Consider the following 24,565-nt stretch of genomic DNA (forward strand, 5'->3'; position numbering starts at 1 on the left):
GTCCGGGAACGCGCTGCATTGCAGCGCCTACGCCGAATTGCGAGCAGTGGCACCGGTTTTGAATCCAGCGCCCGGGAACGCGCTGCATTGCAGCGCCTTGCGCCGAATTGCGAGCAGCGGCCCCGGTTTTGAATCCAGCGCCTACGCGCGAGAAGCGCGCTTACGATCATTTTCGGTAAGAAGCTTCTTGCGCACACGAATCGATTTTGGAGTTACTTCTACCAACTCGTCGTTGTCGATGAATTCAAGCGCACGCTCAAGCGACATTTTGATCGGCGGGCTCAACACCTGCGCGTCGTCTGTACCCGACGCACGTACGTTAGTAAGCTGCTTACCTTTCAAACAGTTCACGGTAAGGTCGTTTGAACGGTTGTGAATACCAATAATTTGGCCTTCGTATACTTCGTCGCCGTGCGAGGCAAACAAACGCCCGCGCTCTTGCAAGTTAAACAACGCGTAAGTCAGTGCCTTACCTTGCGCGTTCGAAATCAATACACCATTCATACGCTGACCAATGCGGCCACCTTTATGTGGGCCGTAATGATCAAACGAGTGATACACCAAACCTGTACCTGAGGTTAAGCTCATAAACTCGGTTTGGAAGCCAATTAAGCCGCGGCTCGGTACTTGAAAGTCGATACGCACACGACCTTTGCCGTCGGGCAACATGTCGGTCATTTCTGCTTTACGTAAGCCGAGCGACTCCATTACTGAGCCTTGGTGTTGCTCTTCAATGTCAACGGTAAGGTTTTCGATCGGCTCGTGTTTAACGCCGTCGATTTCTTTTACAATAACTTCAGGGCGCGACACCGCAAGTTCAAATCCTTCACGGCGCATGTTTTCAATCAGTACACCAAGGTGCAATTCACCGCGGCCCGACACTTTAAATTTGTCTGGGTTTTCGGTTTCTTCTACGCGAAGGGCAACGTTGTGCTTCAATTCTTGCTGTAAGCGCTCAAGAATTTGGCGTGAGGTTACAAACTTACCTTCTTTACCTGCAAACGGCGAGGTGTTGACCTGGAAGGTCATGGTTACTGTTGGCTCGTCTACGGTAAGTGGCTTCATAGCTTCGGCAGCGCCTGCAGCACATACGGTGTCTGAAATTTGCAATTCGCCCAAACCGGTAATGGCACAAATGTCGCCGGCGCCGGCAAAATCAGAGTCAATCCGGTCTAGCCCTAAGTAACCGAAAACTTTACCTACTTTACCGTTACGCGTGCTGCCGTCGGCACTCACAATCGTAACTTGCTGGTTTACTTTTACGCTGCCGCGAGTAACGCGGCCAATGCCGATTACGCCCACGTAGCTTGAGTAGTCGAGCTGTGAAATTTGCAGTTGTAATGGACCGTCTGGGTCTGCCGCTGGTGGTGAAACCTTTTCAATAATGGTTTCGAACAACGGTGTCATGTCGCCTTCGCGTACTTCAGAGTCGTCTGAAGCAAAGCCGTTTAACGCAGAAGCGTAAACAATAGGGAAGTCGAGTTGTTCGTCGGTAGCGCCAAGGTTTACAAAGAGATCAAAAATTTGGTCTACAACCCAGTCTGGGCGCGCGCCAGGGCGGTCGATTTTGTTCACAACCACGATAGGCTTCAAACCATGCGCAAACGCTTTTTGCGTTACGAAGCGTGTTTGTGGCATTGGGCCGTCTACGGCGTCAACCAACAACAATACAGAGTCGGCCATTGACAGAACGCGCTCTACCTCACCGCCAAAGTCGGCGTGACCTGGAGTGTCAAGAATGTTGATGTGGTAGTCTTGCCAGTTAATCGCTGTGTTTTTGGCGAGAATGGTAATGCCACGTTCTTTTTCAAGATCGTTCGAGTCCATTACACGTTCTTGCAGTTCGCCACGGCTTTCAAGCGTACCGGATTGTTGTAAAAGCTTATCAACAAGTGTGGTTTTGCCATGGTCTACGTGCGCGATGATCGCGATATTGCGAAGTTTTTGAATATCTTTTGACATAACTGGTAGTGCAACCTTAGGTAGAGTAGTCCCGAATTGCCGAGACAACAGAGGGCGCGGATTATACGCATGTTATGCTCAAATTTGAAGCAGTTTTCTATTCGCTTTTTTCTTGTTTCAATCGCTTATGCCAACGTTGCTGCGCGTAGCGGCGTAAACTTGGAACCGTGTCGGTCTCGTCCATAATGGCTTGGCCGAGTATGGTTTCAATAATATCTTCGAGGGTTACAAGGCCCAGCCAAGAGCCATATTCGTCGTATACCAAGGCCATGTGCTGCTTTTGTTGCAGCAAACGGGTCATTACTTGTTCTATGTCTATCGTTTCCATCACCACTTCGGCGGTGCGGCAGAGCCCACCTACGGCTTCGTCGCTGTGTGCTTCTAAGGCTTCATTGCGCAATAAAATACCGTGTGGCGACTCGTCTTTGTCTATTACCGGAAAACGCGAATAAGGCATAGATTTTACTTGCTGCAAAAAGTCGCCCACGGTTTCGCTCGGGTCTACCGACTGGCAAACGGTACGGGGTGTCATCACGTCGCGCACTTTAATGGTGTGCAAGTCTAGAATATTGCTAATTACCCGGCGCTCGTCGGTGTCGATAAGCTTTTGTTCATGGCCCAAGGTAGCAAGGGCTTTAATTTCGGAGCGAATATCTACGTTTTCTTCGCCACCAATTCGTTTGGTAATTTGATCAGACAGCCAAATAAAGGGCTTCAGCGATAAGATCATGGCGTTGAGAATACCGGGTAAAACGGGTGCCAATTGACGCCAAAACTTTGCGCCAATGGTTTTTGGTAGTATTTCGGAAAGCACCAAAATAAGAATAGTCATTACCGCCGAGGCAATAGCGAGGTAGCCGTCGCCAAATACCACGCCAACTTGAGCACCTACGCCGGCAGCGCCTGCGGTGTGAGCTACGGTGTTGAGGGTAAGAATTGCGGCGAGTGGGCGGTCGATATTGGTTTTTAATGCATAGAGTTTGGCATGCAGCTTTGGGCGTTCTTCTTTGAGTTGCGCCACATAACTTGGCGTTATGGAGAGTAAAGCGGCCTCGAGAATTGAACAGAGGAAGGAAATACCTACGGCAATAAAGGCAAAAACTAAAAGTAAAAACATAACCACCTGCAGCTGTTTACGGAACCTGATTTTGTCGGTTTTAAGCGTTCTTGTCTACATTCTTTGCTGGTTTTGCTGGCGAGGCTTCTGGGGCTTGGTGGGGAATGCGGAGCACAAAGCGACTGCCCGAACCTTCGGTGCTGAAAACTTCTATGGTACCGCCCAGTACAGATTCCACAATATTAAAGGAAATATGCAGGCCCAAGCCGCTGCCGCCTTTGCCTAGCTTGGTGGTGTAAAAGGGTTCAAAAACTCGGTTTCGCACTTTTTCAGACATGCCTTTACCAAAGTCTTGTACGGTTATTTCTACTAAACCGCAGCGCTCTTGGCGTGCCTCAAGTTGAATAACGCCGCCTTTTTGGTTGTCGTAGCCGTGCACTATGCAGTTCTGAATAAGGTTGGTGAGCACTTGCCCAAGCTGACCGGGAAAGCTGTCCATGCTAATGGTGTCGGTAATGCTAATGGTCAGTTTATGCTCGCCTTTGCGGAGTTGCGGGCCAAGGGTAGCAACCACCTGTTCAATGGTTTTGTGAAGGTCGAACTCGCGCCGCCGCGCGCTGGTTTGGTCAATGGAAACCTGCTTGAAGCTGCTAATAAGATCACCAGCCCGCAGGGTATTTTGTTGTACCAAGTAGGCGGCCTCGAGTAGCGGCGCTAACTTTTGTAGCACGTGTTCGGTGCTCAGTTCTGGCGCTTGTTTTTCAAGTGTTTTAGCCCGCTCTAATATAATGGAGGCGGCCATCATGGCGTTGCTAATAGGTGTTGAAAGTTCGTGTGCTACCCCCGCCACTAAGCTACCAAGTGCCGCCATACGCTCTTGTTTTACCAGTTGGCCTTGCGCTTGCTGTAGGCCTTCGAAGGTTTCTTTGAGTTGTTTTGTTTTTAATGCCACCAAAGTTTCAATACGAATGTTTTGAAACAATAGGGTGCCAAAAGCGAAAGCTGCGAGTAGGGTAAGTAACAGGCCAATACCCAACACAATATGAGCTGCGCCGCGCTCGTTGCCTGTGAGTGGGCTGTAGTCTTCGTCGAAAAGCCAACGAAATTGCCATTCACTAGCGCCAATATTGCCGGTAATAACATGCTCGGCTTCTGCGGGAGTGGTAAGCGGTGGCAGCTTGGAAAAATTAATACCAAGGTTGTCGGGGTGATAAATTTCGAGTGACGCGCCCTGCGCCACAATGGGCTGGGCAAGTTCATTGAGTATCTGGTCAAAGTTTGTGACGGTAAGCAATACCCCGGTGCGGCCATTATTCGGTGCCACAATACCCATCGACAAATAGCTACTGCCTGCGCGCTCAAAGAGCGGACCCACAACGAGCGCCGGTGACCGCTGCAGGGCCGCGAGTACAACAGACACCAGTGCGTCGGGTAAAGGCTGATCTTCACCCACCGGCAGCCAACTTAGCCCACCAGCGGTTTGCCGCATTACAAAACCATTAGGGGTGTCTTCTACCCAAGCGAGTGTGAGCGGAGCTTGCCGCTCGGTGGTTTCTATTAACTGCGCGTGTGCAGCGTAGAGTTCGTCTATGGTTACCGCTTCCGAGCCTTTATACAGGCTAGCGAGGCTAATTAACGGTTCGCGTTCACGCTCCACCCGAAAGGTGAGTTCGGCGGTCATACGCTCGGCTTCTGCTACCGCACTCACCTGCCAAAGGCGGAATGTGTTCTGCTGGTAAGCAACGGTTGAAAGCCACGTAAGCACCACTCCAATAAGAATGACAGCAAAAAGGGCAAGACTGTGCTTGCGATGTTGTAGTGCGTACTTAATCAATGCCACACTCCTCAAAACTAGTTCAATTTGAGTATAGTGGTGCAACGCGGGCTGTCTAGTGAAATGTTTTGCACTATAATGGTGCTGCGCGCTTTTAGTGTTGCACCAATATGGTGCAGAGGCGTGACAATCTTTGATTTAACTAATTGATTAATAATGAAAATATGAATTGGCATAACATTTGCTCTCTATTGGGCATAGGTCTGAACTATAGTGTTTTGTAACCCAACAACTCATTTTTAACCGGAGGTTCCGCATGTCTATTGAGACAGTGATGAGCATGATTGAAGAAGAAGACGTTCGTTTTATCGATTTACGCTTTACCGACACCAAAGGGAAAGAGCAACACGTAACTATTCCTGTGTCCCAAATCGACGAAGAGTTCTTCGAAGACGGCAAGATGTTCGACGGCTCATCGATTGCCGGTTGGAAAGGCATTAACGAGTCTGACATGGTGTTGTTGCCCGACACCGAGACCGCTGTGCTCGACCCTTTTACGGAAGTACCTACGTTAATTGTGCGCTGCTCTATTTTAGAGCCCGACACACGCCAAGGTTACGACCGTGACCCACGCTCTATTGCGCGCCGTGCCGAAGAGTATTTGGTGTCTACCGGTATTGCCGATACCGCCTTATTTGGCCCAGAGCCTGAATTCTTTATTTTCGACGACGTGCGTTTCCAAACCGACATGAGCGGCTCGTTCTACAAAATTGACTCGCAAGAAGCGAAGTGGAACTCCGGCCGTGACTATGCGGAAGGCAATTTAGCCCACCGCCCAGGCGTGAAAGGTGGTTATTTCCCAGTACCGCCGGTAGATTCTGCACACGACATGCGTAGCGTAATGTCTGAAACCATGGAAGAAATGGGCTTAGTGGTAGAAGCGCACCACCACGAAGTAGCAACAGCAGGCCAGAACGAAGTGGCCACACGCTTTAACACCCTTACCAACAAAGCCGACGAAATTCAGGTGTTTAAATACGTTGTTCATAACGTTGCGCACGCTTATGGCAAAACCGCTACCTTTATGCCGAAGCCACTTGTGGGTGACAACGGTTCAGGTATGCACGTGCATATGTCGTTAGCAAAAGACGGTAAAAACCTGTTTGCAGGCGACAAATACGGCGGCTTGTCTGAACTGGCGCTGTATTACATTGGCGGTATTATTAAGCATGCGCGCGCACTGAACGCGTTTACTAACCCGTCTACCAACTCGTACAAGCGTTTAGTGCCAGGCTTTGAAGCACCTGTAATGTTGGCCTATTCTGCGCGTAACCGCTCAGCGTCAATTCGTATTCCTTTAGTGCCGAGTGCCAAAGCTCGCCGTATTGAAGCGCGTTTCCCCGACCCAGTAGCCAACCCTTATTTAGCCTTTACGGCGTTAATGATGGCGGGCCTCGACGGCATTAAGAATAAAATCCATCCTGGCGACGCCATGGACAAAGACCTTTACGACTTGCCACCGGAAGAAGCGAAAGAAATTCCGCAAGTTGCGACCTCTTTGGAAATGGCATTAGAGTGCTTAGACAAAGATCGTGAGTTTTTAACGGCTGGCGGCGTAATGACCGACGAGATGATCGACGCCTACATTAACTTGAAGCGCCAAGAAGTAGAGACACTGAACAAAACCACTCACCCGGTTGAGTTCGACATGTACTACAGCTGCTAAAGGCCGCTCTAACCTAGGCGCATGTGTGCGTTCGCCATGCGCCTACCCTTTCTTTTTCGGTTGCCTTTTTTGCGCTTCTGCACCATATTGGTGCGTCATGGGTATGCACTCTTTTGGTGCAACGCTTTTGATGCAATTCTTTGATGCAAGAGGGAATAGGGCACTATGCATTCTCAATCTACCGCAAACGCGCTGTTGCTCCCTGAGTTGTTTGACCAGCTCGCAACCGCTATTTTCGTGCTCGATTCCCGTTTGCATGTGGGCTACGCCAACGCGGCCGCAGAAATGCTGGTGGCAGGGAGTGGCCGGCGGCTGATAGGTGCGCCATTCGAAAGCTTGTTTCGTTACTGCAGTTTGTCGTTACTGCTGTTGCACGACGTGCTGGGCGAACAAAAAAGCCTTACCGACAGCGACGTAGCGTTGGTGTTACACGACAGTAAGGCCATGACGGTAGAGCTTACCGCTACGCCGGCTAAACTGAGCCAGCAAGACAGCTTATTAATTGAAATGCGCCAAGTAGATCTCATTCGGCGGCTGAATCAAGAGCAAGTACAACAGCACCAGCTAGCCGCTGCGCAGCAATTGGTGCGCGGCTTAGCCCATGAAATAAAAAACCCGTTGGGCGGTATTCGCGGTGCTGCGCAGCTGTTGCAAGCCGAGCTTGGTAATAAAGCATTACAGGAATACACGCAAATGATTATGAGCCAAGCCGATCGGTTGCGCGGTTTGGTAGACCGCTTGCTGGGCCCAACCAAAGTGGGCGAACGCGAATGGGTGAATATTCATGCCGTGATTGCACGCGCCCTCGAAGTGCTGAATGTTAACCGTCCGGCGGGGGTTAAAGTGGTGCAAGACTACGACCCAAGCTTGCCCGAGCTTGAAATATGCGCCGACCAAGTTGAACAGGTAATGCTGAACCTGATAAAAAACGCCTTCGAAGCGATGGGGAATGAAGGCACGCTTACCCTAAAAACGCGTATTGGCCACCGCGAGGCGGTGTATGGCAAGCAATACCGGCAAGTTGCACTGATTAGCGTGATCGACAGTGGGCCGGGTGTGCCGGCTGCATTGAAAGACACGTTGTTTTATCCACTCGTTAGTGGCCGAGAAGGCGGCTCTGGGCTAGGGCTTTCGATTGCGCAGTCGCTTGTACACCAGCATGCGGGAAAAATTGAGGTGCAGTCGCGGCCGGGCGAAACGCAAATGCTAATAACCTTACCCTATCTGCAGGAGGGCGCACTAACATGAAAGACTTGGTATGGGTGCTCGACGACGACGACTCCATTCGCTGGGTGTTAGAGCGCGCCTTTCATGCAGCAAACTGGCGGCCGGAGCTGTTTGCTAACGCCAACGACTTACTCACCGCGCTTGCACACGCCAGCACACTGCCGGCTGTAATTTTTACCGACGTGCGCATGCCGGGTATGAATGGCATGGAGTTACTTGAACGAGTACAACGCGATTACGCCGGCATACCCGTAGTGATTATGACTGCGCATTCTGATCTCGACAGCGCGGTAAAAGCCTTTAAAGGCGGTGCGTTCGAGTATTTACCCAAGCCCTTCGACCTCGACGACGTAATAGCAGTAGCGGAGCGCGCCATTAAAAAAGGCGAAGCAGAGCAAGGAAGTGAAATTAACCACAAACGGCCCACTATTATTGGCGAAGCGCCGGCCATGCAAGAGGTGTTTCGGGCTATTGGGCGGCTCTCGCGCTCTAGCGTGAGTGTTCTACTCACGGGGTCTTCGGGTACGGGTAAAGAGCTGGTAGCGAAAGCCTTGCACGAGCACAGCGACCGCGCAAATGGGCCTTTTGTGGCATTGAATATGGCAGCTATTCCGGAAGATCTGATTGAGTCGGAGCTTTTCGGCCATGAAAAAGGCGCCTTTACAGGTGCGTTGCAGCGCCGCGACGGCCGCTTTCGCCAAGCCCACGGCGGCACGTTGTTCCTCGACGAAATTGGCGATATGCCCTTAGCGGTGCAAACGCGTTTGTTGCGGGTACTTGCCGAAGGCCAGTTTTACCCGGTGGGTAGCCACGAACTGGTGAGTGTGAATGTGCGCGTGATTGCGGCCACGCATATTGATTTAAGCCAAGCCGTTGAAGAGAAGCGCTTTCGTGAAGACCTTTACCACCGACTGAATGTCATTCACGTACGGCTGCCAACATTAGCGGAACGACGCACCGACATACCAGCGTTGGCGCACTATTTTTTGGCGCGTGCAGCGAACGAATTACAAATGCCGGAAAAACGACTAACCCCAGCGGCGTATGAAATGCTACAAAATGCCCCGTGGCCGGGAAATGTAAGGCAGTTGGAGAATACCTGCCGTTGGATTACTGTAATGGCCAGTAGCGACTGGGTAGACGTAGACGAATTGCCCAACGACCTAACGCCTGAACATGGCGGGCAGTTTCATACGCAAGGCTGGCAAGCGTACCTTAGGAGCGCCTTTGCGCAGGCGCTCGAGAACGGCAAATGTTCAGAAATGTTTGTAGAAATAGAGAACTTAGCCATACAAGAAGCACTCAAAGTTACCAACGGCCATAAACAACAAGCGGCCGAGCGGCTAGGTTGGGGGCGAAATACCCTTACCCGTAAACTAAAACGTAAAGAAAACGGAAAGCTGCTCTGAAGTGTAAAGAAGGCTCTTTACAATGAAAATTGATTATCAGTGCACAATACGGAGGCACCCGTGGCGAATATCTTGTTAGTTGATGACGACACCGAACTGACCGGCATGTTGCAAGAAGTAATTCAGCGTGAAGGCTGGAAAATTAGCAGTGAACACAACGGTAAAGCGGGGCTAAACGCGGCCCTAGAAGGCAATTGGGATTTAATCTTGCTCGACATTATGCTGCCGGAAATGGACGGTTTACAGGTATTAAAGCAGCTGCGCCAAAGTGGCAAAGACACCCCGGTACTTATGTTAACCGCTCGCGGCGACGACGTTGACCGCGTGGTGGGCTTAGAGCTTGGTGCCGACGACTATTTGCCCAAGCCATTTTACCCGCGCGAACTTATTGCCCGTATCCGCGCTTTGCTGCGTCGCGCCAAAGGCGGCGCCCAGCCCGACGTGCAGCGGCTTAAGTTTGCTGGTTTCGACATCGACACCAAAGAAGCGGTTGCCAGCTGCGACGGCGAACAGCTTACGCTAACCCCAACCGAGTTCGACGTACTGCATCAGTTGGTGACGCACCATGGCCAGTTGGTTACCAAGGAAAGTTTGTCCATGCAGGTGCTTGGCCGCCAACTTGGGCCGTTCGATCGCTCGCTCGACGTACACATTAGTAATATTCGAAAAAAACTACCGAAAAACCCAGAGCGCATTGAAACCGTTCGTGGCCGCGGTTACCGCGTAACCGAACCGAATGGTTAAAGCCCGTAAAACGCGTTGGTATCAGTCGCTGACCCTGCGGCTACTGGCGCTGTTTTGGTTTTTATTGCTCGGCGCTGCAGCGGCGGCACTTTATGCTGCGTTTTACATGAGCCAACCCACCGAGTTGCAGCCGCTCTCGGAAGATTTTGAACGAAGCCTTGAGCCGGTTTTTCGTACCCAACAAAGTGGCGGCCTTGAAGGCACCGGCTTGTTGCAACCGGGCCGGCTGTTAGTGGGCGAATATCGGGTGATGGCGCGCAACGACATTGTTAACGCTGAGAGCGATAGCAAAAACACAACGGCGCCGCATACCGACACGCGCTTTGCACCGGCTCTGCACCAAAGTGTCATTAGTAATATTGTGCGGCTTTTGGCGGAAAACGAGAGTAAGCAAGTGCCGGTAGGCAATGAAATGTTCGCCGGGCCTTTCACTATAGGTAATGCCCGTATTGTGGTGTCGCGGCCGCTCACCGCCGACGAAGTGGCGTACTTGGCCTTACAAGAAGAACAAGACATTGGCCCGCGAGTGTTGTGGGTGGCATTTGTGGCCTCCGGATTTGGTGCCTTTGTTTTGGGCTTCTGGTTTGTGCGGCCACTCAAAAAGCTGCGCAACGGCATGCGCGAAATTGCCGCAGGTGAGGCCTATCCGAATTTAGGGCGACTGCCAAAGCGGCGCGACGAATTAGGTGAGCTGGCGCGAACGCTGCGCACCACGGCGCTGGAACTAGCAACCAGTCGCGATGCCCAGCGCCGCTTATTAAGCGACGTTTCCCATGAGCTCCGCTCGCCCTTAGCGCGTTCGCAAATAGCGCTGGATTTACTGGGCGACGAAAGTTTGCGACAGAACACCCACTTTTTGCAGCTCGAGCGCGACATATACCGGCTCGGCTCTATTATTGACAGTATTTTGTGGCTGTCGCGGCTGGAAAACGGGCTCGACGACCCCATTCGAGAAAGCGTAAAACCGGCCGAGCTGTTCAAAGAAATTCAAAGCGACGTGGGCTACGCGCAAGCTGAGTGGGGCGCGCGGTTAGTGTTACCTACTGCCAAACTCCCAACTATTGAGACCGACCCGGTGTTGTTGCGTTTAGTATTAGAAAACCTGATTCGTAACGGTTTTCAGTATGGGCCAGAGCAGGGCGCCGTGCATTTAACGGTTGAGCAGCACATAAAGGGCGAACATGGCAAAAGCCTAAAAATGACCGTACGCGACGAAGGCGACGGCGTTGACGAAAGCAAGTTAGAACAGTTGTTTAAGCCTTTCTTTCGAGGCGATCCGTCGCGCCACCATGGTGCTGGCGTAGGACTTGGGTTAGCATTATGCCAGCGTGCAACGCGGGTACTCGACGGCACGTTAACGGCAAGCAATCACCCCGACGGAGGATTAGCGGTGTCGCTCACAGTTCCTATTCGAGCACCGCAGTAGCAAAATAATGACCAATCAAGCATTAAAAGCACAATTAAAAGCGTGGTTGGCCGCCCGGCCAAGCGACACCGACCCAAGCTGGCTTGCTTGGAGTGAAAACGAACTTGCGGAGTTTTGGCAGCGCACCGAGCACCTTGAATTCAAAGCCCGCGACGGCGTGCGCATTTGTTATGGCGTGTGGCCGCAGCCCGAGCCTTCACCGTGGTTAATTCTGTTACCCGGCCGCATAGAGGCCTACATAAAATACCAAGAAGTAGCATTGGAGTGGGCCGCAAAGGGCTACTCCGTCGCTATTATTGACCACCGCGGGCAAGGGTTCTCCGACCGTTTAACAGACCGACATGAACACGGCCATGTACATCGGTTTGCCGACTACGTACACGACATTGCAGATTGGATGGAAGTTTTAGCGCCGCGGATCGACAACCAACCCGCAAAGTTGCTGGCGCATTCTATGGGTGCGGCTATCGGTGCCTTATATTTAGCGGGCTACGCACAAGCCAAAGCGCCCTTTGCCTTTGAAAAAGCAATGCTGTGCTCACCCATGATGGGCATCAATACCAAGCCGTGGCCTGCGCCTATCGGTAAAGCTGTTGTTCGTGCTGGGGCATGGCTGAAGCGAAAAATAGCACCCGAACGTGCGCATTATTTTATCGCCATGAAAGACTACGAAACCTTACCTTTTGACGAGAACCGTTTAACCCACAGCCGCGCGCGGTATCAGTTTTTAAGCGAGCAGTATCACCAGCACCCACGTATTCGGGTAGGTGGGCCAACGTGGCAATGGCTCACAGAAGCGCTTCATGTAATTGATATCATGCCGAAAATACTGGGCCGCATTCAAGTTCCAGTGCTGTTGTTGCAAGCTGGCGCCGATGAAATAGTTGATTTAGCCGCGCAAGAACGTAATGCGCAGTACATTCAACACGTGGACTTTCATGTCATTAAAGGCAGCGCCCATGAAATTTTAATGGAAACCGACGCTATTCGTAATCGAGCACTCGCGCTAATGGGCGTTAGCCACCCCCAATAAACCCGTGCTGGCGCCACGCTTCGTAGCTTACCAACGCCACAGTGTTGGAAAGGTTTAGCGAGCGGTTGTTGGGCATCATGGGCACACGCAAGCGTTGTTCCGGCGCTATTTGTGCCATCACATCGGGTGCTAAACCGCTGGTTTCAGAGCCAAAAAGCAGCACGTCGCCCGCTTGAAAGTGGATCTCCGTGTAGCCTTTCGTGCCTTTAGTGGTAATGGCATAAATGGTGCTGTTTGGAAATGCGTCGGTAAAGGCCTGAAAATTCGGGTAGCGCGCCACACGGCTCAAATCGTGGTAATCCAGCCCTGCGCGGCGCAGTTTCTTTTCTTCAAGATCGAAGCCCAGTGGTTCAATAAGGTGGAGTTGGCAGCCATTGTTCGCGGCCAGCCGAATAATATTGCCAGTATTGGCCGCAATAACAGGGTTAAACAGAACAATGTGGAACATAGATGGTCTCTTTATAGTAGCCAGCTAAGCTTGGCGTTCCGCAAGCTGGGAACAAAGTAATTAAGCACCACAAATGATACCATGAAGCGCATTGAACAGAAGTAACCAAAGTTTTCTTAAAGGAGTTTAGCCATGAAGTTTCTTACTCCAGTTGTGCTCAGCACAGTGCTGCTAGCAGCTACGTTCGGTAGTGCCCGCGCCGACACCCTACACAACCTCATGCTCATTGGCAGTGAACTCGAAATATGCTCCAGCATGGAGTCGCAGCATTGTGTGAACAATGAATGGATTGTAGCCAACGACATGCGTACCGCGCGGCTGTTCCAGCTTACCGACGTGCGCCGCCGCGAAGCCACTAGCCAAGCCATTTGGCCGCGCGAACGCAACGACATGCGCAACCGTGTAGCGTCCGCGCTTGAGGAGCTAGCGGAGTATTTCGGCCGCGGCGTGGTACCCGACTATCGGTTTATTGAGCGGCTCCGTTCGCGTGCGTATTTAGACTTATTGATGGAGCTTTCGGAAGCCGAGTACGAGCGCATTTTAGACCGCTTAGAGCTTGCCCGTGTGCCTGGTTTGAACGACGTAGCCAATGTCAGTGAGTCGCCCGCTCATACCCAAGAGCTGATGCAAGCCTTTAAAACCATGTTAGAGCCATTAGCCGGCGACAACACACCGAACGTGGTGCTCATTACCGCGGCGGCCCGCGATAGTTTTAGCGCAGTAGAGCGCTACACCAGCGCCTTTGAACAAATAGGGGTGAAGGTAACTTGGCTGCCCGTAAGTGCGGTGGTTACCCGTGCCCAGCAAAGCAACCAGTGCGAGAACTTAGAAAGCTTGCGCCGCACCATGTTAGGCACGTTCGATCGTGATCGCGTGAACGCGGCATTTCATGAGCAGCAAGTGGCATACTGCAAAAGTAATGCATGGCAAGACACACTGGCGAACGCACAAGGCGTATTTTTTGTCGACGGCCGAGCCGATCGGTTACGCGACGCTTTTGTGGTAGAGCAAGAGCCTACGCCACTTTTACGCGGTATATTGCAGCGCTACTTTGACGGTAGTTTAGTCATGGCTGCAGAGGGCGGGGCTGCACAAGGCTTAGTTGCCAATAACATGGTAACCAATGGCACCAGCCGCGACGCCATGTTAAACGGCGCGAACGCACGGCCTGCGCCGCCGCTCGACTGTGATTTAGAAGGCAACTGCCCGCGCGGTTTAAATGCCAACAGCCTTACCTACGACACCCTTGGCGGCTTAAAAGTGTATAACTACGGTGTGGTAGACACCGACGTGTCGCAACGTGGCTTACAAATTCGCATGATGCGCATAGCGCAAGCCACCGGCACGCCTTTAGCCTTGGGCATAGACCGCCACACTGCATTATTGGTGAATACCGCACAAGGGTTTTTCCGAGTTGTCGGCGAGAACGGCGTATTCGGCCTCGAAAATGCGCAAGGCACCGACCGCATGTTAGCGGGCAGTTTCCACTACTTAATGCGCGGCGCAACAGGGCGGATATCCAGCACCGGACTCAGCGAGGTTGAGCTGGTAGAGCAAAGCAATCAACGCATAGAAGAAGTAACCAACCGCTTTCTTGGCAATAGCGGCATTAAAGACAGCCTCGACAGCCTTTGCCGCCGTGGCAACGCACGCCTATTACAAGAAAACATAGAGCTGGTGATGCAAACCACCGACGACAGCACCGTGTTACCCGCCACCCGGCGCTGCCAAGTGCTAAACGCCACGATTGGCGTGCAGCGGACTGGCCGTTAGTGAGCAAGCAGTGCGTTGTGGCTTACCAGTAGTAGCTTACGCCAAAGCCCGCCTCGCTGCCGTAGGTGTCGGTAGCGAGGTGAAAACGCAGATCAAACTCACGGCTAAGTTGCGAGCGATGTTGAAGTTTTAGGCTTGACAGTCGCCCGCTTTGTCCTTGCAAACTGTCAAGATGAGACACCGTTAAATAGCTGCTGTGTTCGGAATTCCAGCGCCGGAAAAATCCAGCGTGCAGAGTAGCGGCCAGAAAACCGTCTTGATACCCTGTTGTGCGCACTTGAAAGCCCGTAAGCGCGAAAGGAACCCAGCCATTAAAATACCCAGACCATCCAGCGTTGAGTTCTAGGCTGCCATCTAAGCAACTGTTGCATGCGAGTGAACGGTTACTTATTTGCGCCTTCATCTGCCATGCTATTTCGTTTACTTCATGCAAAGGCGTGCGGCGGGCGTGTAGGTTGGTTACGTCGAAAAGCTGCAGGTGATGTAAGCGTACCGTGTTGGCGGTAATGTCGAGGTCGACGCGCCCTAGTTCAAGCGCCGCATAAGGCATGCGGGTGCTGTCGCTTTGCAACATGTCGTAGTGTAACGGGCGAGCACTCAGCCGCAGACCATTGCTTCGCTCAGAGGCTGCAAATGCTGTTGCTCGCCACATTCCCGAAGGCGAAGCGTTTTCGATAGGTGCGGGAGCCGGTTCAGGTTTTAAGCCGCTGCCTGTGGGTAGCTGTAACCGCTGCACCAAGGCCTGTTGGCGAAGTTCTGCAATAGGCAGTTCAGAACCCGACTCTTCAAGGGTTAGCAAGTGACTTAAGATAACGTCAACCACGGGCGCGCGGTCTGTGGTACTGAGCATCCGAAATGCATTGTCGTTAAATTCTAGTTTCGCAGGGTTCGCCCAAAGGCTCACTACAGCGCGTTGCTGTTGCTCGTTAAGTTGATGGTAATACTGCTCTGTTTGCAAACGCCGCGACGGCTTATGTAGCCGCGACCGCACTAAGGGTTCGCCGTTGTAGGTTGCATTACTCAGCTGGATCATAACCTGCTCGGGTGCTACCCAGGGCATCGGCGAGTGGGCTAAGTTTTCATGCACCACCAGCTCAAGTGTGCGCGCTATGCGTGAGGCGCAATTTTCACTCAAAAATAAGTAATCAAAATCTTGCCCTTGTATTTCCCACATGTGAGCAATGAGAAAACGCCGATCGTGTTCAGTTAAGTTGAATTCGTAGTGCCACAAGTCGCGCATTTCCGACTCGCTGTAAAGTGCCGAATTTCGGAAAAATGGTGCGCTTGAGTAGCGCGCGGTATAACCACTAAAAAGCCCCTTCCACATGTAAGGGAGAATACTGTCGCCTTGGGTGTCGGCACCGAAATTTAAGCTCGTGTCGAGCAACTGAATAGGCGACTGGTTAGTGTTTGTGTTGCTGCCAAGGTGCAGCAACATGTGGCCGAAAAAAGAAGCTGGGTTGCCTAAATAGCCGGAAGCGAACATAACGCCAACCTCATTTTTACTGTGTTTTTGCAACCATTCGTCTCGTTTCTCGCACTGAGCAGTTACTGGAGTTACTAATCCTTGCTCTTCGAGCCACATGGCCCGCGCTGGGAACTTACAGGCAGCGTGCTCACCCTCTCCGGCGTCTGGCATTTGCAAAGCGTTAATTGTGGCTTCAAGTTCTGCTGTGGGGTTATTTGCGCCATGCGCACTGAGAAAAAAGTCGGGGTCTATAACAGCGCTATGGGGGCGACCGAAAGCAGGCGTTTTGTCGAAATGTAAAAGCTTGAGCCAGGTACGCGACTGCGCCGCTTGCTCCGGCGTTAGGCTTTGAGAATATGCAGCGACCGAGATAAAACAGCTGGAAAAAAGCAACGCAAGCAAACAGGCAGGGAAGGGGCGCAACATAAGTGAACTCAGTAGAAGGTGACCACAGAAAGCGGGATTAGCAAATAAAAACGGCGAAGCCTAAGCCCCGCCGTGTATTCATAAAAAAAGCTTACGCGCCGCAGCTTGCTGCAACGTTTTCTAGGCTTGAATAGTAGCTGTACGCTTTTTCTTCGTGTGCCATTTCAACATAGTTTGCAGACGTTGCTACCGCAGTAAGGTCTGCGCGCAATGCATTTACGTTTGCTTCAGTTGCAGAACAACCCACTAAGTTCAGTGCAGCATTTAAATGCTCACCAGAACCCTGTGCAGTTTCCATTGCTAATTGGTCGTAAGAAGAGTCAATTAACAAGGCAACAGTAACAAGCGTAGTGCCACAGCTTTCTGGGCTAATAGTTGCAGAGGCAACCGCAGTAGTACCTAAGTCCCAGATAATGTTAGAAATAGCAGCTGCAACACCATTGTCGGTGAAAATCATTGCGCCAATACCACAGTGCTGCCATGGGTTAATTTTAGTTTGCGCAACCGCTTCTGTTGGAGTAACAGCAGCGCCAAGAGTCATTAAGCCAGCAACAGCAACAAATCCGAATTTTTTAAACATGTGTATGCTTCCTTTGTTATTGTAAATAGTTGCAACTAAAGTGTTTTGTGTTCATGCAACTTACAAAAGTTTAGATCACGAATATGATCATGTATATGTTTTTTTATTGTAATAATTTGTAAGCGCTGGTTTTCAGTTGCTCTTGCAACTAAACCCCGTAAGTGGCGCGGTAGCTGCGTACTTTCTCTAACATTTCTTCCTGACCTGGCTGTTCACTTAGGTATTCAATGAGATCTGTTAGGGTCACGATAGAAATGACCTTGGCGTTGTAATCGCGCTCTACTTCTTGAATAGCGCTTAATTCGCCTTTGCCACGCTCTTGTCGGTCAAGGGCAATAAGTACACCCGCAAGGCTGGCGCCGTTGGCTTCGACAATGTCCATCGACTCACGAATGGCTGTGCCGGCGGTAATAACGTCGTCTACCAGCATAATACGGCCTTTGAGTTCAGAGCCGACCAGGTTGCCGCCTTCGCCATGGGTTTTGGCTTCTTTGCGGTTAAAGCAGTAGGGCACGTCTTTGCCGTGGTGTTCGTACAGGCTCACCGCCGCGGCTGTTGCAATGGGTATGCCTTTGTAGGCGGGGCCGAACAGCACGTCGAATTCAATGCCCGAGTCTTGCAACGCGGCGGCATAATAGCGCCCTAGCTTGGCCAAGTCGGCGCCGGTATTAAACAAGCCGGCATTAAAAAAATAAGGGCTGGTGCGGCCCGACTTCAGCGTGAATTCACCAAACTTCAACACGCCTTTGCCAAGGGCAAACTCGATAAATTCGCGTTGATATTGCTTCATGCGTTGAGCGCCTCTTTTTGGTGGTCGTTTAGTTCACGAATAGCGTGCTTGGCTAACTCTACCATGGCGTTCATTTCGTCGAACGAGAACGGCTCGCCTTCCGCAGTACCCTGAATTTCAATCACCTTGCCGGTGTCGGTCATCACCACGTTCATGTCGGTTTCTGCTGCTGAGTCTTCTGGGTAGTCTAAGTCTGCTACGGGCTCACCTTTGTAAATTCCCACCGAAATAGCCGCCACCATGCACTTTAACGGGTTTACTTTCACAAGGCCTTTCTTGCGCATAAAGTTAATAGCGTCGACCATGGCTACGCAAGCGCCCGTAATAGAGGCTGTGCGTGTGCCGCCGTCGGCTTGAATAACGTCGCAGTCTACGGTAATGGTGTTTTCGCCTAATGCGCTTAAATCCACCGCCGCGCGTAACGAGCGCGCAATTAAACGCTGAATTTCCATTGTGCGACCACCTTGCTTGCCACGCGCGGCTTCGCGGTCTGAACGGGTATGGGTAGCGCGAGGGAGCATGCCATATTCGGCAGTAATCCAGCCTTGGCCTTTGCCTTTCATAAAGCGCGGCACGCCTTCTTGCACACTGGCGTTACACAGCACCTTGGTGTCACCGAACTCAATCAGTACACTGCCTTCTGCGTGGCGTGTATAATTACGGGTAATAGTTACAGGGCGAATTTGTTGGCTGGTACGACCGCTAGGGCGCATAGAAAATACCTCTTGCATTAACTTGCTTGAATGGCTTTGTGGGCGCAAAGTATAGCACGGAACCGTAATAATGAGGGATAAGGAATGCTCGTTAAATCTATACCGTTTTTAGCGTCTGACATAGCGAGTAGCTTTCTTGCTGCGTTCGAGCAGCTGCAATTCAGCGTTATTATTACCGACCCGAACAATGGCCCAAATGGCCATGAATTTTTGTATGTAAATGAAAGTTTCAAGCGCCAAACCGGTTATAACGAAGCCGAGTTAAAAGGACAAACGCCGCGTATTTTGCAAGGCAAAGGCACCGACGTGAAAACGCTGAACACGTTGAAGGCGAAACTTGAGCGCGAGGAAGTTTTCATCGGTCAAGCCGAGAACTATCGTAAAGACGGCTCTGCCTATATTGTGCGCTGGTCTATTTTGCCGCTCATTCATAATGGCGAAACCGTTGCTTACCTTTCCGTGCAACAAGAGCTTACCGACTATTTAAAAGTGCAAGAGCGCGAGTATTTCCTGAGCCAAGCGCTGAATCAGTCTGCCCAAGCCGCCATGATTACCGACCCAAGCGGGCAAATTGTTTATGTAAACCGCGCCCTTTGTGCCATAACCGGCTACGAGCCCGCCGAAATCTTAGGCAACAAGCCCAGCATGTTTAAGTCGGGCCAAATGGACGCCGACTTTTATGAAAAACTTTGGGCAACACTAGCCAGCGGGCAAAGCTTTGAGGGGGTTTTTATTAACCGCTCGAAAGAAGGTATGGTGTACCACGAACACAAAGTGATCTCGCCCATATTCAATGAAAAGGGTGAGCCCGAATTTTATCTATCGCTCAGTTCCGACATTTCCGAACGCGTGCGCGAAACCCTATGGCTGAGCTATAAAGCCAATCACGACGCACTGACCGGCCTGATGAACCGCAACGCCTTGCAAGAAAAAGCAGTGCGCGCCATTCAGGAATTCAAGCAAAAAGGCAGTACAGTTTCGCTTGTTGTAGCCGATATCGACGACTTTAAACCCATAAACGACACCCACGGACACGATAAAGGCGACACCGTACTCAAACGCGTTGCCGAGGTAATGAAAACCTCAATTCGCGACACCGACGCCGTAGGCCGCTGGGGCGGTGAGGAATTCTGTTTACTGCTGCATACCGACAAAGCCCAAGCGGTGCGCATTGCCGACATGCTGCGCGAGAAAATTGCCAGTTTGGAATTTACAATATTAAAAACGCCCATAACCGTTAGCTTTGGTGTAGCCGAAATAAAAGTAGAAGAAGACTTCGACAGCCTATTTAAACGTGCCGACAACGCCCTTTACGAAGCCAAAGAGAGCGGCAAGAACAAAGTGGTGAGCGCGCCTTAAGCAAGGCTTTGGTGTATACTCCGCACAAACTCCACGCATAATTTTTTACGCGCATAACTAAGCGCACAAAAGGCAAGTACCATGATTTACAGCATGACCGCGTACGCACGCGAAGAAGTAAAAGGCGACTGGGGCACAGCCGTATGGGAGCTGCGCTCAGTAAATCAGCGTTATTTAGAAACCTATTTTCGCTTACCCGAGCAGTTTCGTAGTTTAGAAATACCCCTACGCGAGCGTTTTCGTAAACACCTGCAGCGCGGTAAAGTAGAATGCAATCTGCGTTTCAACCCCGGCAATGCCAGCGGCACCGACCTTAAAATAAACGAAACACTCGCGCTCGCCGTGCTGCGAGGCGCAGAGTGGATTCAAAGCCAAGGTGCCAATGCTTCGGTTTCACCCCTCGACGTACTGCGCTGGCCCGGCGTAATAAGCACCGAAGAAAATGACACAGACAGCCTGCAAGCCGAATTGCTAAAAGGCTTCGACACAGTATTGAAAAGCTTTATCGACCACCGCGGCCGCGAAGGCGACACCATGAAAGGCCTCCTTGAAGAGCGCTTAAACGGCATAGGCCAAGAAGCCGCAAAAGTACGCCAACGCATGCCCGAAATATTACAGTGGCAACGCGACCGCATACTCGCCAAATTCACCGAAGCCAAAATTGAACTCGACGCCGAACGCGTAGAACAAGAAATGGTAATGCTGGCGCAAAAAACCGACGTAGCCGAAGAACTCGACCGCCTCGACAGCCACATTAAAGAAACCCGCAGCATCCTCAACAAAGGTGGAGCCTGCGGCCGCCGCCTCGACTTCATGATGCAAGAGTTCAACCGCGAAGCCAACACCCTCGGCTCCAAATCCATCCACACCGACATCACCGCCAGCGCCGTGGAAATGAAAGTGCTGATCGAGCAGATGCGGGAGCAGATCCAGAATATCGAATAACCATGCGTAAATCCGACAAAAAGCTAGAAAATGAAATCATTCGGCGCTTAACCGAGGTGTGTGAAGCTATGAAGCCGCAGCTCGAGGGCTTTGTGTGGCTGACCCATGAGGTGAATTATCAGCGTTTTCCACAGAGCTTGTTGGTTACGTTGGTGTTTAATGATGAAATTTCGGAGCCCGCTTTATTAACTGAATTTGCCGAGCTTCTTCCTGCAGTTCAAGCCGCGCTGCGGCCTATTCTGAACAAAGATTTACCCGCCAAGCAAATCGAAGCACGACGAGAGCACCGATTGCATTGATCGCAGAGTGCTCCTATTCTAGCTGCTTATTGTAAAGTGAGCCGAATACTACTAATATTTGGCTCATTAAGTGAGCTGAATAATCAGTAAATTGGCTCAAATAGTATAATGGGTGGCAGGTGAGTTAATGGGTTTTAATGAAATTGAGCAGAACCAGTGGCTGTGGCAATCGCCAAACTGGCCAGAATTCCGGTGGGACCAGCAACGCTTATCGCCGCTGCTCCGCCATGCCTATGATCACATCGGGCAGCTTAAAGGACGTATGGCTATGGTTGAAGGGGTCGAGGCTTTTACCTTAGATGCCATGTTAGCCAACATCGTCGCATCGTCGGCCATTGAAAGCGAAAAGGTGGACGTGTATGGCGTGCGTTCTTCACTTGCGCGCCAATTAGGTATTAATGACCAAAACCCAGTGAAAATTTCTGAGCAGAGTGAGGGCTTAGCCAGTTTAATGCGTGATGCAGTGACAGCTTGGCAGCAACCGTTGTCACTTAACGTGCTATTGCAGTGGCATTGTTGGCTGTTTCAAGGTTACACATCGCTCATGCAAAAAGTGACACCGGGTGAGCTGCGTGGCGAGGCTCCGATGCAAATAGTATCGGGGCCACTGCAAAGCCCAAAGGTGCATTTTGAAGCGCCGCCTCGCGCTATTATTGATCAAGAGCTTGAGCAGTTCATTCGCTGGTTTAATAGCTCACAGCAAAGTGATCTTGACCCTATCGTGAGAGCGGGCATCGCCCACCTTTGGTTTGTTACTATCCACCCATTCGAGGACGGCAATGGCCGTATCACGCGGGCGCTTACTGACCGGGCACTTGCCCAAGCTGACCAAAGTAGCATTCGAATGTTTGCCATGTCTGAGGCCATATTGGAGCACCGCAAGGCATATTACGATGTGTTGGAGCGCACGCAAAAACTCGGCGTAAACCAACAGCCTGATATTACCGAGTGGTTGGTGTGGTTTGTGAAAACCTTAGTGCTGTCTGTGGAAATGGCATTAGCGAGAATAGAGCGCACTGTTGTGAAAACAAAGTTCTGGGCTCGCCACAACGACCTACCCTTACTTGAGCCTCAGCGTAAAGTGCTGAACCGATTATTAGAAGGCGATTTCCAAGACGGTATCAATGCAACGCAATATCAACGCGTGGCTAAGGTGAGTAAAGCCACCGCCACACGACATTTAAGCGACTTGCTTGCACAAGGCGTGTTAGAAAAACTACCCGGCGGCGGGCGCAGCACGCGTTATCGAGTTCTGCGGCGCGATTTTTCAATGCTTTTGGTGTCGCCTCGTCGTACGCGTAAGTAATGATAAAACGTTCACCTTCGGGTTCGCTCAGGGCTTTCATTTCCGCTCGCCATTGGTCGCGGTGAATATAAAGGAATACAAAAGTGCCGATGAGTAAAAACACCGGCCCGAGTACGATCATAATTTTAGCAATGGTATCAGCCATGATTTATTTCCCTTTCGTGAATGAGTTAAAGCTGTGCTATTCCATTCATTGAATCATGCTTTTTGAATCGCGCAACAAATTAACAGACCGTCTTCCCTTCTACCAAGTGGTGAATGCTAAAGTGCTTGATGCCAAGCAATTATTAATCTATATCGGTGATTAAAGGAGGAATCATTCGCCTTTCCTTTATAATCACTGCTATCGGTGAATATATTTGACGCGGCTGGCAATTCACCTATAATCACTACTTCTGGTGATTTTTGTGAGTGGAGAATTAGTACCATGGCAAAAAAAGTAACGGCTTCAAACATGCCTCGCGTGGCTTGTATAAACAGCCCAGACGTATTGGGGCAGTTAATTAAGGCCAAACGTACAGAGCTTGGTATGAAGCTTATCGACTGCTCGGCGCTTTGCGGTATCGGCATTAATACCTTGTCGCGGATAGAAAATGGAAATGGGAATTGTACGCTAACGGCTGTTTTTGCGGTTTTAAATGGGCTAGGCATTAAACTCACATCCGAATTGTTAGACGCCAGCACGCTTGCCTCATCAAGCGAAGGCGAGTGGGTGTAACCATGAAGCAATCCGACGCTTATCAGCTGAACATGCACTATGGCGATGATGTGATAGGGACATTAACGCAAGAGAAGTCGGCCAACCTGCTCACCCTTAACTATGCGCAACAATGGCGAGAGCGAGGCTTTGCGATCTCGCCGCATTTGCCACTAAACGAAGAGCACGGGCGCACAGCCGCCTATAACTATTTTGATAACGCCTTACCTGAAGGCGAGGCTCGTAAACTACTCGCTGAGAACTTGGGCGTGTCCGAAAAACAGGTGTATTCCCAGGTGCGTGCTATTGGCCGTGATTTGTCGGGGGCTGTGGTTTTTAAACCAACTCACTGCGATTTGGCTGCTGAAAATAAGCCGATGTTTAGGCTGCTTGAAGAGCAAGAGCTGGTGGCGAGGCTGGATAGAAAAGAAGATTATGGCTTGTTAACTTGGGACGAAAAGCCACGTTTAAGCGTTGCGGGTGTGCAAGACAAGCTTAATGTATTCATTGATGCTGCTGGGAAGATGGGATTTGGGGACGGGAGCCTATGCTCAACGCACATTCTAAAATTCGAGCGGAAAGATTGCCCGAACCTCGTTTTGAACGAACTTTTTTGTATGAAGCTCTCGCGGGCGATTGGCTTACCCACCGCAGAGGTAGAGTTTAGACGATTCGGCGCTCACCCTGTACTGATTGTTAAGCGTTTCGATCGAAACTATGTAAAAGACGCGAATAAGGTTTTACGCCGCCACGTGATAGATGGCTGCCAAGCGCTTAATCTCTCTCGAGATCATAAATATGAGCGGAACTTAGGAGACGGTCGCGACGTCGCGCACATCAGAGACGGCGCTAGTTTGCCCATGCTATTTGAGTTTTGTAAGCAAACTTCAAGACCTATAGAAAGCAAACAGTGGCTCATTCACTGGCAGCTCTTTAATTTAATGATTAGTAATTACGACAGCCATGGGAAGAACGTTTCTTTCTACTTCGACAGGCAGAATAGTAGTTTTACCCCCGCATACGATTTGGTGAATATCTCCATGTTTCCACAATTTAAGCATGTGTTAGCCATGGCGATGGGTGATGAATTCGAGCCACAACATATTCACGCGTATCAACTCGCGGACTTTGCCGAAACCTGTCATATCGACAAAAAGCTATTGGTCCGTAATTTATCCGAGCTCGCGGATAATGTGCTCAAACAACTCTCCGGAGATCGCTTTATCAAGACGTTGCAAGATAACCCCGATATTACCATTGAAGATCAGCGCTATTTCAGAACATTGAGCGATAACATTGTCGCCAGAACGACCTACCTTAAAACCCAAGCAGCGGATATTGCTGGTATTGTGGTTTGAGTGTAGCGAGTGGCTTATAAACTTGCCCTTCACAAATTTTCCTGG

Annotated in this window: 21 protein-coding genes; 13 read left to right on the forward strand and 8 right to left on the reverse strand. The window is 50.9% G+C overall.

What is annotated here, in order from left to right:
- Positions 1 to 141 precede the first annotated feature (141 nt).
- From typA to DQW12_RS09325, 3 genes are all read right to left on the reverse strand, one after another.
- Positions 142 to 1,962, reverse strand: a complete 1,821-nt coding sequence (typA, locus tag DQW12_RS09315; RefSeq protein WP_113907590.1) for a translational GTPase TypA — start codon at positions 1,960 to 1,962, stop codon at positions 142 to 144.
- A 97-nt stretch (positions 1,963 to 2,059) separates the two neighbouring features.
- Complete coding sequence (locus tag DQW12_RS09320) at positions 2,060 to 3,079, reverse strand: CNNM domain-containing protein (RefSeq protein WP_113907591.1); 1,020 nt, start codon at positions 3,077 to 3,079, stop codon at positions 2,060 to 2,062.
- Positions 3,080 to 3,119: 40 nt separating this feature from the next.
- Entirely contained in the window at positions 3,120 to 4,853 is a 1,734-nt protein-coding gene (locus DQW12_RS09325; protein ID WP_113907592.1) for a sensor histidine kinase, read from the reverse strand.
- A gap of 256 nt (positions 4,854 to 5,109) precedes the next feature.
- Here DQW12_RS09325 and glnA point away from each other — a divergent pair, with 256 nt between their 5' ends.
- From glnA to DQW12_RS09355, 6 genes are all read left to right on the forward strand, one after another.
- Positions 5,110 to 6,519 carry a glutamate--ammonia ligase gene (gene glnA, locus DQW12_RS09330; RefSeq protein WP_113907593.1) on the forward strand — a complete coding sequence of 470 codons (1,410 nt, stop codon included), beginning with the start codon at positions 5,110 to 5,112 and terminating at the stop codon, positions 6,517 to 6,519.
- A gap of 165 nt (positions 6,520 to 6,684) precedes the next feature.
- Entirely contained in the window at positions 6,685 to 7,767 is a 1,083-nt protein-coding gene (gene glnL / locus DQW12_RS09335) for a nitrogen regulation protein NR(II) (RefSeq protein ID WP_113907594.1), read from the forward strand.
- A complete protein-coding gene (ntrC, locus tag DQW12_RS09340; protein WP_113907595.1) occupies positions 7,764 to 9,155 on the forward strand; it encodes a nitrogen regulation protein NR(I) in 1,392 nt (463 codons plus the stop codon). Before glnL ends, ntrC begins: the two co-directional genes overlap by 4 nt.
- Positions 9,156 to 9,215: 60 nt before the next feature.
- The gene (locus DQW12_RS09345; protein ID WP_113907596.1) at positions 9,216 to 9,899 is read left to right on the forward strand and encodes a response regulator transcription factor; all 684 of its coding nucleotides are present in this window, start codon (positions 9,216 to 9,218) and stop codon (positions 9,897 to 9,899) included.
- A complete protein-coding gene (locus DQW12_RS09350; protein ID WP_113907597.1) occupies positions 9,892 to 11,325 on the forward strand; it encodes a sensor histidine kinase in 1,434 nt (477 codons plus the stop codon). Before DQW12_RS09345 ends, DQW12_RS09350 begins: the two co-directional genes overlap by 8 nt.
- A gap of 7 nt (positions 11,326 to 11,332) precedes the next feature.
- Positions 11,333 to 12,358 (forward strand): alpha/beta fold hydrolase, encoded by a 1,026-nt coding sequence (locus DQW12_RS09355; RefSeq protein WP_113907598.1) that lies wholly within the window; start codon positions 11,333 to 11,335, stop codon positions 12,356 to 12,358.
- Here the strand turns inward: DQW12_RS09355 and DQW12_RS09360 are convergent.
- Positions 12,342 to 12,806 (reverse strand): tRNA (cytidine(34)-2'-O)-methyltransferase, encoded by a 465-nt coding sequence (locus DQW12_RS09360; RefSeq protein WP_113907599.1) that lies wholly within the window; start codon positions 12,804 to 12,806, stop codon positions 12,342 to 12,344. The two genes, DQW12_RS09355 and DQW12_RS09360, sit on opposite strands and share 17 nt — an antisense overlap.
- A 132-nt stretch (positions 12,807 to 12,938) precedes the next feature.
- Here DQW12_RS09360 and DQW12_RS09365 point away from each other — a divergent pair, with 132 nt between their 5' ends.
- Positions 12,939 to 14,579: a type 1 glutamine amidotransferase family protein gene (locus DQW12_RS09365; protein ID WP_113907600.1), complete on the forward strand. Its 1,641-nt coding sequence runs from the start codon at positions 12,939 to 12,941 to the stop codon at positions 14,577 to 14,579.
- Between the two features lie 22 nt (positions 14,580 to 14,601).
- Here the strand turns inward: DQW12_RS09365 and DQW12_RS09370 are convergent, their stop codons facing one another.
- From DQW12_RS09370 to rph, 4 genes are all read right to left on the reverse strand, one after another.
- Positions 14,602 to 16,473: an Lnb N-terminal periplasmic domain-containing protein gene (locus DQW12_RS09370; RefSeq protein WP_113907601.1), complete on the reverse strand. Its 1,872-nt coding sequence runs from the start codon at positions 16,471 to 16,473 to the stop codon at positions 14,602 to 14,604.
- A gap of 91 nt (positions 16,474 to 16,564) precedes the next feature.
- Positions 16,565 to 17,053: a DUF3015 family protein gene (locus DQW12_RS09375; RefSeq protein ID WP_113907602.1), complete on the reverse strand. Its 489-nt coding sequence runs from the start codon at positions 17,051 to 17,053 to the stop codon at positions 16,565 to 16,567.
- 148 nt (positions 17,054 to 17,201) lie between these two features.
- Positions 17,202 to 17,843: an orotate phosphoribosyltransferase gene (pyrE, locus tag DQW12_RS09380; protein ID WP_113907603.1), complete on the reverse strand. Its 642-nt coding sequence runs from the start codon at positions 17,841 to 17,843 to the stop codon at positions 17,202 to 17,204.
- Positions 17,840 to 18,556: a ribonuclease PH gene (gene rph / locus DQW12_RS09385; RefSeq protein WP_113907717.1), complete on the reverse strand. Its 717-nt coding sequence runs from the start codon at positions 18,554 to 18,556 to the stop codon at positions 17,840 to 17,842. Before rph ends, pyrE begins: the two co-directional genes overlap by 4 nt.
- An 84-nt stretch (positions 18,557 to 18,640) precedes the next feature.
- Between rph and DQW12_RS09390 the strand changes: the two genes are divergently transcribed.
- The 6 genes from DQW12_RS09390 to DQW12_RS09415 all read left to right on the forward strand — a co-directional run bounded on the left by DQW12_RS09390 (position 18,641) and on the right by DQW12_RS09415 (position 24,520).
- On the forward strand, positions 18,641 to 19,915 hold the full coding sequence (locus DQW12_RS09390; RefSeq protein WP_113907604.1) for a sensor domain-containing diguanylate cyclase: 1,275 nt from the start codon (positions 18,641 to 18,643) through the stop codon (positions 19,913 to 19,915).
- An 81-nt stretch (positions 19,916 to 19,996) separates the two neighbouring features.
- Complete coding sequence (locus tag DQW12_RS09395) at positions 19,997 to 20,860, forward strand: YicC/YloC family endoribonuclease (RefSeq protein ID WP_113907605.1); 864 nt, start codon at positions 19,997 to 19,999, stop codon at positions 20,858 to 20,860.
- A gap of 2 nt (positions 20,861 to 20,862) precedes the next feature.
- The gene (locus DQW12_RS09400) at positions 20,863 to 21,159 is read left to right on the forward strand and encodes a hypothetical protein (protein ID WP_113907606.1); all 297 of its coding nucleotides are present in this window, start codon (positions 20,863 to 20,865) and stop codon (positions 21,157 to 21,159) included.
- A 127-nt stretch (positions 21,160 to 21,286) separates the two neighbouring features.
- Entirely contained in the window at positions 21,287 to 22,465 is a 1,179-nt protein-coding gene (locus DQW12_RS09405) for a Fic family protein (RefSeq protein WP_113907607.1), read from the forward strand.
- 427 nt (positions 22,466 to 22,892) lie between these two features.
- Positions 22,893 to 23,183, forward strand: coding sequence for a helix-turn-helix domain-containing protein (locus DQW12_RS09410; RefSeq protein ID WP_113907608.1), 291 nt, complete (start codon positions 22,893 to 22,895; stop codon positions 23,181 to 23,183).
- A 2-nt stretch (positions 23,184 to 23,185) separates the two neighbouring features.
- Positions 23,186 to 24,520 carry a HipA domain-containing protein gene (locus tag DQW12_RS09415; protein WP_113907609.1) on the forward strand — a complete coding sequence of 445 codons (1,335 nt, stop codon included), beginning with the start codon at positions 23,186 to 23,188 and terminating at the stop codon, positions 24,518 to 24,520.
- Positions 24,521 to 24,565: the final 45 nt, after the last annotated feature.

This window comes from Aliidiomarina celeris, from assembly GCF_003316875.1.
In the GTDB taxonomy this organism is placed as follows: domain Bacteria; phylum Pseudomonadota; class Gammaproteobacteria; order Enterobacterales; family Alteromonadaceae; genus Aliidiomarina; species Aliidiomarina celeris.

Coding starts and splice junctions, on each gene's coding strand:
- typA (WP_113907590.1), bottom strand. CDS start 1,962: ATGTCAAAAGATATTCAAAAACTTCGCAATATCGCGATCATCGCGCAC.
- DQW12_RS09320 (WP_113907591.1), bottom strand. CDS start 3,079: ATGTTTTTACTTTTAGTTTTTGCCTTTATTGCCGTAGGTATTTCCTTC.
- glnA (WP_113907593.1), top strand. CDS start 5,110: ATGTCTATTGAGACAGTGATGAGCATGATTGAAGAAGAAGACGTTCGT.
- glnL (WP_113907594.1), top strand. CDS start 6,685: ATGCATTCTCAATCTACCGCAAACGCGCTGTTGCTCCCTGAGTTGTTT.
- ntrC (WP_113907595.1), top strand. CDS start 7,764: ATGAAAGACTTGGTATGGGTGCTCGACGACGACGACTCCATTCGCTGG.
- DQW12_RS09350 (WP_113907597.1), top strand. CDS start 9,892: ATGGTTAAAGCCCGTAAAACGCGTTGGTATCAGTCGCTGACCCTGCGG.
- DQW12_RS09355 (WP_113907598.1), top strand. CDS start 11,333: ATGACCAATCAAGCATTAAAAGCACAATTAAAAGCGTGGTTGGCCGCC.
- DQW12_RS09360 (WP_113907599.1), bottom strand. CDS start 12,806: ATGTTCCACATTGTTCTGTTTAACCCTGTTATTGCGGCCAATACTGGC.
- DQW12_RS09365 (WP_113907600.1), top strand. CDS start 12,939: ATGAAGTTTCTTACTCCAGTTGTGCTCAGCACAGTGCTGCTAGCAGCT.
- DQW12_RS09370 (WP_113907601.1), bottom strand. CDS start 16,473: ATGTTGCGCCCCTTCCCTGCCTGTTTGCTTGCGTTGCTTTTTTCCAGC.
- DQW12_RS09375 (WP_113907602.1), bottom strand. CDS start 17,053: ATGTTTAAAAAATTCGGATTTGTTGCTGTTGCTGGCTTAATGACTCTT.
- pyrE (WP_113907603.1), bottom strand. CDS start 17,843: ATGAAGCAATATCAACGCGAATTTATCGAGTTTGCCCTTGGCAAAGGC.
- rph (WP_113907717.1), bottom strand. CDS start 18,556: ATGCGCCCTAGCGGTCGTACCAGCCAACAAATTCGCCCTGTAACTATT.
- DQW12_RS09390 (WP_113907604.1), top strand. CDS start 18,641: ATGCTCGTTAAATCTATACCGTTTTTAGCGTCTGACATAGCGAGTAGC.
- DQW12_RS09395 (WP_113907605.1), top strand. CDS start 19,997: ATGATTTACAGCATGACCGCGTACGCACGCGAAGAAGTAAAAGGCGAC.
- DQW12_RS09400 (WP_113907606.1), top strand. CDS start 20,863: ATGCGTAAATCCGACAAAAAGCTAGAAAATGAAATCATTCGGCGCTTA.
- DQW12_RS09405 (WP_113907607.1), top strand. CDS start 21,287: ATGGGTTTTAATGAAATTGAGCAGAACCAGTGGCTGTGGCAATCGCCA.
- DQW12_RS09410 (WP_113907608.1), top strand. CDS start 22,893: ATGGCAAAAAAAGTAACGGCTTCAAACATGCCTCGCGTGGCTTGTATA.
- DQW12_RS09415 (WP_113907609.1), top strand. CDS start 23,186: ATGAAGCAATCCGACGCTTATCAGCTGAACATGCACTATGGCGATGAT.